The sequence below is a fragment of the Niallia yueguangensis genome (genome assembly GCF_052663115.1).
The window spans coordinates 19,982-33,226 of sequence record NZ_JBQTCX010000009.1 but is presented as its reverse complement, the minus strand read 5'-3'; the positions used below and the strand labels follow the sequence as shown (position 1 = coordinate 33,226).

General features: G+C 36.5%; 11 protein-coding genes and 1 pseudogene. All 12 read left to right on the top strand.

Going from position 1 to position 13,245, the window contains the following annotated elements:
* Positions 1-676: 676 nt before the first annotated feature.
* Positions 677-2,080: pseudogene (locus tag ACTYA4_RS10100) on the top strand (PolC-type DNA polymerase III); the annotation flags it as partial.
* Between the two features lie 472 nt (positions 2,081-2,552).
* Positions 2,553-3,023 carry a ribosome maturation factor RimP gene (gene rimP / locus ACTYA4_RS10095; protein ID WP_443481373.1) on the top strand — a complete coding sequence of 157 codons (471 nt, stop codon included), beginning with the start codon at positions 2,553-2,555 and terminating at the stop codon, positions 3,021-3,023.
* Positions 3,024-3,164: 141 nt separating this feature from the next.
* Positions 3,165-4,292: a transcription termination factor NusA gene (nusA, locus tag ACTYA4_RS10090; protein WP_443481372.1), complete on the top strand. Its 1,128-nt coding sequence runs from the start codon at positions 3,165-3,167 to the stop codon at positions 4,290-4,292.
* A 15-nt stretch (positions 4,293-4,307) separates the two neighbouring features.
* Entirely contained in the window at positions 4,308-4,592 is a 285-nt protein-coding gene (gene rnpM, locus ACTYA4_RS10085; RefSeq protein ID WP_443481371.1) for an RNase P modulator RnpM, read from the top strand.
* Positions 4,589-4,891 carry a YlxQ family RNA-binding protein gene (locus tag ACTYA4_RS10080; RefSeq protein WP_443481370.1) on the top strand — a complete coding sequence of 101 codons (303 nt, stop codon included), beginning with the start codon at positions 4,589-4,591 and terminating at the stop codon, positions 4,889-4,891. The genes rnpM and ACTYA4_RS10080 overlap by 4 nt, the downstream gene beginning before the upstream one ends.
* Positions 4,892-4,910: 19 nt before the next feature.
* Positions 4,911-7,076 (top strand): translation initiation factor IF-2, encoded by a 2,166-nt coding sequence (gene infB, locus ACTYA4_RS10075; protein ID WP_443481369.1) that lies wholly within the window; start codon positions 4,911-4,913, stop codon positions 7,074-7,076.
* Positions 7,073-7,354 carry a DUF503 domain-containing protein gene (locus ACTYA4_RS10070; RefSeq protein ID WP_443481368.1) on the top strand — a complete coding sequence of 94 codons (282 nt, stop codon included), beginning with the start codon at positions 7,073-7,075 and terminating at the stop codon, positions 7,352-7,354. Before infB ends, ACTYA4_RS10070 begins: the two co-directional genes overlap by 4 nt.
* A gap of 19 nt (positions 7,355-7,373) precedes the next feature.
* Positions 7,374-7,733 carry a 30S ribosome-binding factor RbfA gene (gene rbfA / locus ACTYA4_RS10065; RefSeq protein WP_443481367.1) on the top strand — a complete coding sequence of 120 codons (360 nt, stop codon included), beginning with the start codon at positions 7,374-7,376 and terminating at the stop codon, positions 7,731-7,733.
* 516 nt (positions 7,734-8,249) lie between these two features.
* The gene (gene truB / locus ACTYA4_RS10060) at positions 8,250-9,167 is read left to right on the top strand and encodes a tRNA pseudouridine(55) synthase TruB (protein WP_443481366.1); all 918 of its coding nucleotides are present in this window, start codon (positions 8,250-8,252) and stop codon (positions 9,165-9,167) included.
* A gap of 60 nt (positions 9,168-9,227) precedes the next feature.
* Positions 9,228-10,169: a bifunctional riboflavin kinase/FAD synthetase gene (gene ribF, locus ACTYA4_RS10055; RefSeq protein WP_443481365.1), complete on the top strand. Its 942-nt coding sequence runs from the start codon at positions 9,228-9,230 to the stop codon at positions 10,167-10,169.
* Positions 10,170-10,387: 218 nt separating this feature from the next.
* Positions 10,388-10,657 carry a 30S ribosomal protein S15 gene (gene rpsO, locus ACTYA4_RS10050; RefSeq protein WP_443481364.1) on the top strand — a complete coding sequence of 90 codons (270 nt, stop codon included), beginning with the start codon at positions 10,388-10,390 and terminating at the stop codon, positions 10,655-10,657.
* Positions 10,658-11,029: 372 nt separating this feature from the next.
* Entirely contained in the window at positions 11,030-13,150 is a 2,121-nt protein-coding gene (gene pnp / locus ACTYA4_RS10045) for a polyribonucleotide nucleotidyltransferase (RefSeq protein ID WP_443481363.1), read from the top strand.
* Positions 13,151-13,245 lie beyond the last annotated feature (95 nt).

Here is a 13,245-nt window from a genome sequence, read left to right as displayed (position 1 = left end):
GCTTAGGGGTCCTAATTGGATATTCTAGTGTGGATAAGTAAACGTTAGGTTATGAAAGTCCATATAGTTTTATAGGAGCTATCAAGCTAGACGGAGTTTAGAGGAAACCTACGGAAGTAATGAATAGATAGAGTTAATGGAACGTGGGAAGCTTCGGAGACTTAAGGTGATTACACATCGTTTGAAAGTCGTTCTTCAAAAAGCTCATCTGAGTATAATGAAGATTTATTGAAGTGGCAGTAAAGCCGTAGTACCATTTGTAGGAATTGCCGATGACAACCGAATATATCGAATAGGTTTAAGGGAAAAACAATTCTGAGGGAAGGGCTTGAGTCGTCTTTTACGATACAAATCCTACACAAGTCAGTATTCTCGTATGACTAAATAGAAACGAAAACCTTTTTGGAGGTGATTAGTTGGCTGACTTAATGGTTCTAAAAGCTAAGAAATAATGAATACTTCAATGTTCTAGGAAATTATCATGTCTCTACATTAGACGCCAAATCATTAAAGAAACTGTATAAACTACGCAAGGTTGTAGGATTCCAAGCGTTAGTTGTTTAATTTATCGTAAATGGAAAGACGATGGAGCGCCGTATGACACTGAAAGGGTCACGTACGGTGTGGGGCAGGGGAAAAGCTGAAGATAACGTCAAAGGCTTACCTATTGTCATATTTTTCCGGAGAATACCAACCGAATGCTCATAATTATACAAAAGTGTTATTTGGTGAAGAGTATGTATACCGTGCTGGTACGATTGGAACGGTTGCAGATAAAACGGCATACGGGTATGTAAAAGCGTATCAGCAGGATAATAATTTACAAATAAGAGGTGCTGAAATCGATCGTTTGGCATCGGGCTGTACTGGGGTAAAAAGAACAACAGGACAGCATCCAGGTGGAATTATCGTTATTCCTGATTATATGGATGTTTATGATTTCACGCCAATTCAGTTTCCGGCAGACGATCGAAACTCAGAATGGAAAACAACTCATTTTGATTTCCATTCCATCCATGATAACGTATTAAAATTAGATATTCTAGGACATGATGATCCGACTGTAATTAGAATGCTGCAGGATCTTAGCGGGATTGATCCAAAAACCATTCCAACTGATGATCCAGAAGTAATGAAAATTTTCAGCGGAACAGAGTCGCTTGGTGTTACTGTGGAACAAATTAATTGTAAAACAGGTACTTTGGGTATACCGGAATTCGGAACAAAATTTGTACGTCAAATGTTAGAAGATACGAAACCGACAACTTTTTCTGAATTGGTGCAAATCTCCGGTCTGTCCCACGGAACGGATGTTTGGTTAGGCAATGCACAAGAACTGATTCATAATAATATATGCAACTTAAGTGAAGTTATTGGCTGTCGTGATGATATTATGGTGTATTTAATCTATCAAGGGTTAGAACCTTCTTTTGCTTTTAAAATTATGGAAAGCGTGCGTAAAGGAAAAGGTTTATCTGATGATATGGAAGAAGAAATGCGCAAAAACGAAGTGCCTGAGTGGTATATAGATTCATGTAAAAAGATAAAATACATGTTTCCCAAGGCGCATGCTGCAGCGTATGTTCTTATGGCAGTGCGTATTGCTTATTTTAAAGTGCATCATCCATTGCTTTATTATGCTGCATATTTTACTGTTCGTGCGGAAGATTTTGATGTAGATGCGATGGTAAAAGGGTCTCAAAGCATTAAAGCAGTAATTGATGAAATCAGCGGCAAAGGGCTCGATGCTTCTACAAAAGAGAAGAACTTATTAACGGTTATGGAACTTGCTTATGAAATGGTAGAACGAGGATTTTCGTTTACAAAGGTTGATTTATATAAATCGAGTGCAACTGAATTTATTATTGAGGGCAATACGTTAATTCCGCCATTTAATAGTATTCCAGGCTTAGGTACTAATGCGGCGTTAAATATTGTCCGTTCTAGAAAAGACGGAGAATTTTTATCGAAAGAAGATTTGCAGCAGCGTGGAAAAGTGTCTAAGACTATTATGGAGTATCTTGATAACCACGGGTGCTTAGGTGGGATGCCAGATCAAAACCAGCTGTCCTTATTTTAGAATTCTTAGGTTTTTTTACGGTGGAAAAAGCCGGGAAACCTTGTAACAACGCACTTTCATTTGCATAAAATAATTGGATATGGTATAGTTTATTTGGAAATACTAAGGATAACTTTCGCAAAAAGAGAGTGGGGAAACCCACTCTTTCGTATTGTGTATGTCTTTTTTATAAGGTAAGAAAGTATAAAAATTTTCAATTTAGACGAATGTCTGGCTCCAGCGCCCAGCCCCTGTGAAAGATAACCTTGTCTCTAAAAGTAAAAAAATACTTTTTGAGTCATGAAAACATTTTTCTTCGGGGCTTAGCAAGGCACTTGCGCTTTTCTTACCTAACAGGCAGCATGAGGAGTGGATAGGAAAACAAGCATCATTTGTTAGCAACAATTCTACATATGTTTGATTTTGCTTCCTATTCATTAGGTTGCTTACTTACCGAAAGGATTATATGTTCCTTGCTTAAGGAGGGAAAAAGTTGAGCAAAGTAACTGCATTAGTAGAAGAAATGGTACATCCAATCCTAGAAGATCTACAATTAGAGTTAGTGGATATTGAGTATGTAAAAGAAGGTCCTAACTGGTTTTTGCGCGTGTATATTGATAAAGATACTGGTGTTGATATAGATGAATGTGCAGCCGTTAGTGAAAAGTTGAGTGAAAAGCTGGATGAAGTAGATCCGATTACTGAAAACTATTTTCTTGAAGTATCCTCACCAGGAGCAGAAAGACCACTGAAAAAAGACAAAGATTTTGAAAAAGCGATTGGGAAAAATGTTTTGGTAAAAACATACGAACCGATTGATAATGAAAAGGCGTTTGAAGGAACTCTTTTAAGCTTTGATGGAGTGAGTTTATCTATAGAGATCAAAGTAAAAACGAGAAAGAAAACGGTGCAAATTCCGTATGATAAAGTTGCAAAAGCTCGTTTGGCTGTAACTTTTTCGTAAATTGTATTAAAGTGGCTGTGTCTATCCACTAGAAAGTAAATAAGTTGAGAAAATGGAAAAGAAGATGTTTATCAACTTATTTAAGGATGATCATAGTATTTCACTTCATATTTTTTAGAGATTAAAGGGGGATACAATCTCATGAGCAGTGAATTAGTTGATGCTCTTGTATTGCTTGAAAAAGAAAAAGGGATTTCTCGTGATGTCATCATCGATGCGATTGAAGCAGCCCTTGTATCGGCATATCGCCGCAACTTTAATCAAGCGCAAAATGTTCGAATTGATTTAAATTTAGGATCTGGAACGATGCGAGTGTTTGCTCGCAAAGAAGTAGTGGACGAAGTTTTTGATCCACGTCTTGAAATTTCATTAGAAGATGCACAAAAAATCAATCCGAATTACGAAGTAGAAGATATAGTAGAGTTAGAAGTTACACCAAAAGATTTTGGGCGTATTGCCGCTCAAACTGCGAAACAAGTCGTTACACAACGAGTTCGCGAAGCAGAAAGAGGAATTATTTATTCTGAATTTATTGATCGTGAAGAAGATATTATGACAGGAATTGTTCAACGACAAGACAGCAAGTTTATTTATGTAAGCTTAGGTAAAATCGAAGCTATTTTACCAACTAATGAACAAATGCCAAATGAATATTACAAACCTCATGATCGCATTAAAGTATTTATAACAAAAGTGGAAAAAACAACAAAAGGTCCACAAATCTTTGTTTCTAGAACACATCCAGGCCTTTTGAAACGATTATTTGAAATGGAAGTTCCTGAAATTTTTGATGGAACGGTTGAGATTAAATCAGTTGCTCGTGAAGCAGGCGACAGATCGAAAATCTCTGTTCATTCAGATAATGAAGAAGTGGATCCAGTAGGTTCATGTGTTGGACCAAAAGGAACACGTGTTCAAACCATTGTGAATGAATTAAAAGGGGAAAAAATTGATATTGTTAAATGGTCCCAAGATCCAACTGTCTTTGTTGCGAATGCACTTAGTCCATCAAAAGTATTAGAAGTAATGGTAAACGAGGAAGAGAAAGCAACGACTGTTATCGTGCCGGATTATCAATTATCCCTAGCAATTGGAAAAAGAGGTCAAAATGCACGCCTCGCTGCAAAATTAACTGGTTGGAAGATTGATATTAAATCAGAATCAGAAGCAAGAGAAGCAGGAATTTATCCAACAGAAGAATCTCTTTTGACTTTTGATGATGAAATGGATGAAGAAGAATTCCATTTAAATAATGAAGATCAAGATTGATTGAGGTGAATGTGTGTGAACAAACCGAAAAAAGTTCCAATGCGTAAATGTGTTGCTACCGGTGAAATGAAACCTAAAAAAGAACTAGTTCGCATCGTTCGCTCGAAGGAAGGACAGGTTTCTGTAGATTTAACAGGAAAGAAATCCGGCCGCGGAGCATATCTTTCAATGGATAAAGACGCAGTACTTTTAGCCAAGAAAAAAAATATCCTTTCCAGTCAACTTGGAATAACAATCGATGATACCGTATACGAGGAGTTGCTGGATATCATAGGTAAGGAGAATAGACAATCCAAATGAATGGTGATAAATGGATGTCATTACTTGGCTTAGCAAATCGAGCACGGAAAATTACCTCTGGTGAGGAACTAACCGTTAAGGAAATTAGAAGCGGAAATGCAAAACTTATTATTTTATCAGAAGATGCGTCAGAAAACACGGCAAAAAAAATTATAGATAAGAGTAATTTCTATCACGTGCCGGTCAAAACGGTTCCAAACAGGGAGCTTTTAGGTCAAGCAATTGGCAAAGAGGCACGTGTAGTTGTCGCTGTTTTGGATAATGGATTTGCAAAAAAACTTTTAACGCTGCTCGATTAATTCTAGCGGGGGTGAAATGATGAGTAAAATGCGCGTTTATGAATACGCTAAAAAGTTTAACCTATCAAGTAAAGATGTAATTACTACATTAAAAGATATGAACGTTGAAGTTTCTAATCATATGACAACACTGGAAGAGGATGCAATAAAAAAATTGGATAATAAATATAATAAAAATACAAATAATGCTCAAAATAAGCCAGCGCAAAATATTTCTTCTAAAAATATTGCAGATAGATATGAAGAAGAAAGTGATGTAATGGTAGAAAAGGGGAAATTAAACAACTCTGTGAAGAATACTAAAGAAAATAAACCATTTAATAAAACAAAAAATAATAATCGCAATAATAATAAAAACAGCAATAACAACCGCAAGGGGAAACAAAATCAAACTCCTGCAGCACCACCAGCTCCTAAAAAAGAAAAAGAGCTTCCAGAAAAAATTACTTTTAGTGAATCTTTAACGGTTGGTGAGCTAGCAAAAAAATTACATCGTGAACCGTCTGAAATCATTAAAAAATTATTTTTACTAGGTGTAATGGCAACGATTAATCAAGATTTAGATAAAGATTCTATTGAGTTAATTGCAAGTGATTACGGAGTAGAAGTAGAAGAAGAAATTAAAATTGACACAACTGACTTGGAAGTTTACTTTGAAGATGATGAAGAGGCAGAGTTAGTAGAGCGTCCTTCTGTTGTTACCATTATGGGACATGTTGACCATGGGAAAACAACATTGCTTGACAGCATTCGTAATACAAAAGTAACTGCTGGTGAAGCAGGAGGGATTACACAGCATATTGGTGCATACCAAATTGAAGAAAACGGGAAAAAGATCACGTTTTTAGATACACCAGGACATGCTGCATTTACTACGATGCGTGCGCGCGGTGCGAAAATAACGGATATCACGATTTTAGTTGTAGCAGCAGATGATGGAGTAATGCCGCAAACTGTTGAAGCAATTAACCATGCAAAAGCTGCCGAAGTTCCAATTATTGTTGCAGTAAATAAAATGGATAAACCGACTGCTAATCCAGATCGTGTAATGCAAGAATTAACGGAGCATGGTTTAGTTCCAGAAGCATGGGGCGGAGATACGATTTTCGTTCCACTTTCCGCACTTTCAGGTGAAGGAATTGATACATTGCTTGAAATGATTTTACTTGTTAGTGAAGTAGAAGAATATAAAGCAAATCCGAACCGAAATGCTGTTGGTACAGTTATTGAAGCAGAGCTTGATAAAGGTAAAGGTTCTGTAGCAACACTTCTAGTACAAAACGGAACATTAAATATTGGGGATCCGATTGTAGTTGGAAACACATTTGGTCGTGTTCGTGCGATGGTGAATGATTTAGGCCGTCGAGTAAAAAGTGTTGGTCCATCAACACCTGTTGAAATTACTGGATTAAATGATGTGCCACAAGCAGGAGATCGTTTTGTTGTATTTAAAGATGAAAAAACAGCAAGACAAATTGGGGAAGCACGTTCTTCACAGGCAATTCAAGCGCAAAGATCTGAAAAAACAAGAATCAGTTTAGATAATTTATTTGAACACATGAAACAAGGCGAAATGAAAGACCTTAATATTGTGTTGAAAGCAGATGTTCAAGGTTCTGCGGAAGCTCTTGCTGCAGCACTTTATAAAATTGAAGTGGAAGGGGTAAATGTTAAAATTATTCATACAGCAGTTGGTGCTATTAATGAATCAGATATTACCCTAGCAGCTGCATCTAACGCCATTGTTATCGGCTTTAACGTCCGCCCTGATGTAAATGCAAAAAGAGCTGCGGATGCAGAAGAAGTAGATGTACGCTTACACCGCATTATTTATAAAGTAATTGAAGAAATTGAATCAGCGATGAAAGGAATGCTTGATCCAGAATTCCAAGAAAAAATTATCGGTCAAGCAGAAATTCGTCAAACATTTAAAGTATCAAAAATTGGTACAATTGCTGGATCTTATGTAACTGACGGTAAAATTACAAGAGACAGTGGTATACGCTTAATCCGTGATGGTGTTGTTATTTTCGAAGGCGAAATTGATGCACTAAAACGTTTTAAAGACGATGCTAAAGAAGTAAGTCAAGGATACGAATGTGGAATAACGATTAAGAACTTTAATGATGTGAAAGAAGGCGACATCATCGAAGCATATATCATGGAAGAAATTGAGCGTAAATGATTGTTGGTCTAATGACCTTTGAATGTATCATTTATGATGCACATTCATTAAAAGAGAAGCGGGCTGTCCTTCAAAGAGTGACAACCCGCTTAAAACAAAAATATAATATTTCTGTATCAGAAGTTGACTTTCAAAATACATGGCAGCGAACGAAAATAGCAATTGCAGCAGTTGCTTCTGCACAAAAATCGGTGGAAGTTGAATTACAGCATGCATTGACATTTATTGACTCGTTTCCAGAAATAGAGAGAACAATCACTGATGTAGAATGGCTTTAATAAAATGAGGTGAAATAAGATGAGCCTTAGACCAAATCGTGTTGGAGAACAAATGAAAAAAGAACTTGGTGAGATTATTAGTCGTAAGATTAAAGATCCTCGCATTGGGTTCGTAACGGTGACAGATGTACATGTTACAGGAGATCTTCAACAGGCAACGGTTTATATCTCCATTTTAGGAGATAAAGAACAGCGTGAAAATACGTTAAAAGGCCTTGCAAAAGCAAAAGGATTTATTCGTTCTGAAATAGGTCAGAGAATTCGCTTGCGCAAAACTCCTGAAATTTCTTTTGAGTTTGATGAATCGATTGATTACGGAAATCGAATCGACACATTGCTTCATCAAATTGCAAAAGACGATCATTCAGAAGAAAAGTAATGTGATGATAGAAGAGGGTGGCTCCATTTTATGTCAAACTCCCAAAAATCAGTAATAAAGGAAGGGATATCTCTTCTTTTCGTATTGAAAAAGGGAATGACATATGAGGTGCCACCCTTTTTATATGGAAAGGCTGTTTTCGTATAGATGGTTGCTTTTAAACTCGCACCCTGAATACACTTCGTCCGTTTAGCGAGCGTCGAGCCTCCTCGTCGCATACGCTCCTGTGGGGTCTCGTCTTTCTCGCATTCCCACAGGAGTCTACGTGTATTCAGGCTGCTAAGAAACACTTTTTCAAATGTTTTTTTATGTAAAAAACAACAAACTTTGAGAAAACAGCCTATGGAAAACACTAAAGATGGTGCTCCGTATGTTGCGGTTTACTCCTATTAGTAAAGATCCGCTTCGCTCACTTTGCCTTGATTAAGTTAGAATCTGTCTCCATGTGAGTTTGTAAGTGAAAAGTATGATAAAAAATATAAAAGAACCTATTTACATAAAAAAGGAGTGATAAAAATGGAAGGGATTTTACCTTTATGGAAACCAAAAGGAATGACATCACATGATTGTGTTTTTAAGCTGCGGAAAATACTTCGTATGAAACGAATTGGACATACTGGCACGCTTGATCCGGATGTAACAGGTGTACTTCCTATTTGTTTAGGAAGAGCTACAAAAGTTGCAGAATATATAACGGATGCAGGAAAAACGTATGAAGGAGAAGTAACATTAGGATACTCCACAACAACAGAAGACAGTTCTGGTGAAATCGTTCAGCAACAAAAGGTGACAGAAACGATTACAAGAGAAATGGTCGAAGGAGTTTTTCAATCGCTTACTGGTGTTATTAAACAAACGCCTCCAATGTACTCAGCCGTAAAAGTAAATGGAAAACGTTTATATGAATATGCAAGAAAAGGGATTGAAGTGGACAGGCCGACAAGAGAAGTGACGATTTATTCCTTGCGCTTATTAGAAGATTGGGATAACTTGAAAGGAGATCAAGTTTCTTTCCGTTTTACGGTTGATTGCAGTAAAGGAACGTATATACGAACACTTGCGGTTATGATTGGCGAAAAACTTGGACTTCCAGCACATATGTCTGATCTAATTAGGACAAGATCAGCGACGATGACAAAAACAGATTGTTTAACCTTTGCTGAAATAGAAGAAAAAATGGCAGACGGATCATTGCAAGGAAGTTTGCTGCCGATAGAAGGCGCAGTATCTTATTTGCCGAAATATCAAATAAATGATACATTAGCAATGAAGGTTCGTAATGGAAGTGTACTGGATACCCCGTCCTCTTTACTTGCAATAGAGGAACCAATTGTAATGGAATCAACATCAGGGGAAGCGTTGGCAATTTATGTCCACCATCCGACAAAACCAGGAAAAATAAAACCAAATAAAATATTAAAAGTACTAGAATAAGGACAAAAAATATTATCCTAAATAAAAATTATTTATAGCTAGAAAAAGGTGAGTCATGTAGTGGAAGTTGTGAGAATGAATTACGCTGAATATTTAAACGATAAGAATTTTCCTCCATTAGTTATGGCATTAGGTTATTTTGATGGAGTTCATTTAGGACATCAGAAAGTAATTGGAGAAGCGAAAGCAATCGCAGATAAAAAAGGATGTAAAAGTGGCGTATTAACATTTGACCCACATCCATCAGTAGTATTAGGGAATGACTCTAGGCGTGTTGATCATATTTCATCCTATGAAACAAAGGTTGCACAGATTAAAAAACTCGGAATGGACTACTTATTTATTATTACATTTACAAAAGAGTTTGCTAATCTTCTTCCTCAAGATTTTGTCGATCAGTTTTTAATACGGTTAAATGTGGTTCATGTTGTGGCTGGATTTGATTATACATATGGTAAATTGGCAGAAGGGACAGCTGAAACGTTAAGAAAGCATGGAAGAGGGCGTTTTCAAACGACTATTATAAATAAAGAAACTTTCCATGGGGAAAAAGTAAGTTCTACATTGATTCGTTCCTATATATTAAAAGGCGACATGGAATATATTCCTTCTTTGCTTGGAAGATACTATACGGTCGAAGGATACGTTATTCACGGAGATAAACGGGGCAGGACAATTGGGTTTCCAACTGCTAATATAGACAGTGAAAATGTATTATTGCTGCCTCCACAAGGAGTATATGCGGTGAGAATAAAGGTGGATGAATGCTGGTATAATGGAGTGTGTAATGTTGGGACAAAACCAACCTTTCATCCAGACAAAACAACTCAATCTGTAGAAGTACATATCTTTCAGTTTAATCAAGATATATATGGTGAAAAAGTCGAGCTGGAGTGGCACTTCCGTATAAGAAGCGAAAAGAAATTCAATGGCATCGCAGAATTAGTTAGCCAAATAGAAAAAGATAAACAAACAGCAATCGAATATTTCGAAAAAAACTAACAGGAATATGATTTGCAAAATATAAAATAGGCACTTTTATAAAAAAAGGAAGATTTATTAATTTACGAAAAAAGTATAATGGATTTTCTTGCTTTTTTTTAAAAAAAAGGTTATTCTTATAAACGTACTAAAAACAACCTTTGCTTGGCAAATCGAATCACCAACGTTTTGCTCGGTAAACGGGGATTAGTGTAATAGGATATAGGAGGTGAAACAGGATGGCAATCACTCAAGAACGTAAAAACGAACTTATCAATGAGTACAAAACGCATGAGAACGATACTGGATCTCCAGAAGTTCAAATCGCTGTCCTTACGGAGTCAATTAACAATTTGAATGATCATTTACGTACACATAAAAAAGATCATCACTCACGTCGTGGTCTTTTAAAAATGGTAGGTAAACGTCGTAATCTTTTAACTTACCTACGTAATAAAGACGTTCAACGTTACCGTGTTTTAATTAACAAACTTGGTTTACGTAGATAGTTTAAAAAAGCGGGATACTTGTTCCCGCTTTTTTATTGTGCTGGAAAATTATCAATAAATCTATAACAATAACCTTATATAGGATAAATAACTTAAAGATTACATAGCAATTAGTTTTTAAGTAACACAAAATGTGTATACTATAAGAAAAGCGCAAGCGCCTTGTTTAGCCCTGAAGAAAAATGTTCATTTGCCTCAAAAAGTGCTTTTTACTTTTAGAGGCGAAGGGTTATTTTTCTTCAGGGCTAGGCGGTGGAGCTAGACAAAGAAAAGCGCAAGTCACAATTAGAAACATAATTAAGTAGGTTTAGGTAGTACTTTATATAAGACCAAAACCTCTAACAAGTGAAAAAAGTAGAGAGGGGTTTATGAATGGGACAAGAGAAACATGTGTATTCCATTGACTGGGCTGGAAGGAAGCTTACAGTCGAGATAGGACAATTAGCAAAACAAGCAAACGGTGCAGTTTTAGTTAGGTACGGTGATACAGCTGTTTTAAGTACTGCGACTGCGTCAAAAGAACCGAAAAATTTAGATTTTTTCCCGTTGACAGTTAACTACGAAGAGCGTTTGTATGCAGTAGGGAAAATACCAGGAGGCTTTATTAAACGGGAAGGAAGACCAAGTGAAAGAGCTATTCTAGCAAGCCGTTTAATTGACAGACCAATTCGCCCACTATTCGCAGACGGTTTCCGTAATGAAGTACAAGTAGTAAGCTTAGTAATGAGTGTGGATCAAGATTGTTCAACAGAAATGGCGGCAATGTTTGGATCTTCCTTAGCACTATCCGTATCAGACATTCCTTTTGGCGGACCAATTGCAGGTGTTTTTGTAGGCCGAATTGGTGGCGAATTTGTCATTAACCCAACTGTAGAGCAAGCGGAAAAAAGTGATATCAACTTAGCTGTTGCTGGAACAAAAGATGCGATTAACATGGTAGAAGCAGGAGCGGACGAAGTTCCTGAAGAAGTAATGCTTGAAGCAATTATGTTTGGTCATGATGAAATTAAACGATTAATTGCCTTCCAAGAAAAAGTGGTTGAAGAAATCGGCAAAGAGAAAATGGAAGTTCAATTATATGAACTGAATGCAGATATTGAAGCAGATGTGCGTGCGTTATGTGAAAAAGATATGCTAGATGCAATCAGAGTGCAAGAAAAACACGCAAGAGAAGCTGCTATTAAAGAAGTGAAAAATGCTGTTATCGAAAAATATGAAGCAGAAGAAGTAAACGAGGAAGAGTTAAAACAAGTAAAACAAATATTGGATAAATTAGTGAAAAATGAAGTGCGTCGTCTTATTACCGAAGATAAAGTAAGACCAGATGGACGTGGTTTAGAAGAAATTCGTCCACTTTCCTCTGAAGTAGACTTATTGCCTCGTACACACGGATCAGGTCTGTTTACTCGTGGTCAAACGCAAGCGTTGAGCATATGTACATTAGGTGCATTAGGTGATGTTCAAATATTAGATGGTCTTGGTGTAGAAGAAGAAAAACGTTTTATGCATCATTATAATTTTCCAAACTTTAGTGTTGGAGAAACAGGACCAATGCGTGGACCAGGACGTCGTGAAATAGGGCATGGCGCACTTGGGGAAAGAGCGTTAGAACCAATTATTCCTTCTGAAAAAGATTTTCCATATACGATTCGTCTTGTATCAGAAGTGTTAGAATCAAATGGATCTACTTCACAAGCTAGTATTTGTGCTAGTACACTTGCGATGATGGATGCTGGGGTTCCAATTAAAGCACCTGTTGCTGGTATTGCAATGGGATTAATTAAATCTGGAGAATACTATAGTATTTTAACAGATATTCAAGGAATGGAAGATCACCTTGGCGATATGGACTTTAAAGTTGCAGGAACAGAAAAAGGTGTAACAGCTCTTCAAATGGATATTAAAATTGAAGGATTATCGAGACAAATTCTCGAAGAAGCGTTACAACAAGCTAAAATAGGTCGCATGCAAATTTTAGATTCCATGTTAAAAACAATTAATACACCAAGAGAAGAATTGTCTTCTTATGCACCAAAAATATTAATGATGTCAATTAACCCTGATAAAATCCGTGATGTTATTGGACCAAGCGGAAAACAAATCAATAAAATTATTGAAGAAACTGGTGTAAAAATTGACATTGAACAAGATGGAACAGTATTTATTTCATCTGTAGATGATGAAATGAATAAAAAAGCGAAACAAATCATTGAAGATATTGTACGTGAAGTAGTTGTAGGACAAATGTATCTTGGGAAAGTAAAAAGAATTGAGAAATTCGGTGCATTTGTTGAAATCTTTAATGGCAAAGACGGACTTGTACACATTTCTGAGCTAGCAGAAGAGAGAGTAGGAAAAGTTGAAGATGTTCTTGCACTTGGTGATGAAATACTGGTAAAAGTAACAGAAATAGATAAACAAGGCAGAGTGAATCTTTCCCGTAAAGCGGTTTTACGTGAACAAAAAGAACAAGCGGAAGATGCAAAAAAATAATGTAAAAATGAAGAAATAAAGGGATGACTCTAAAGAAGCTTGTATTACTACAGCAACTTGCTGTAGAACAAATTCTTTCTATAAGAGTCACCCTT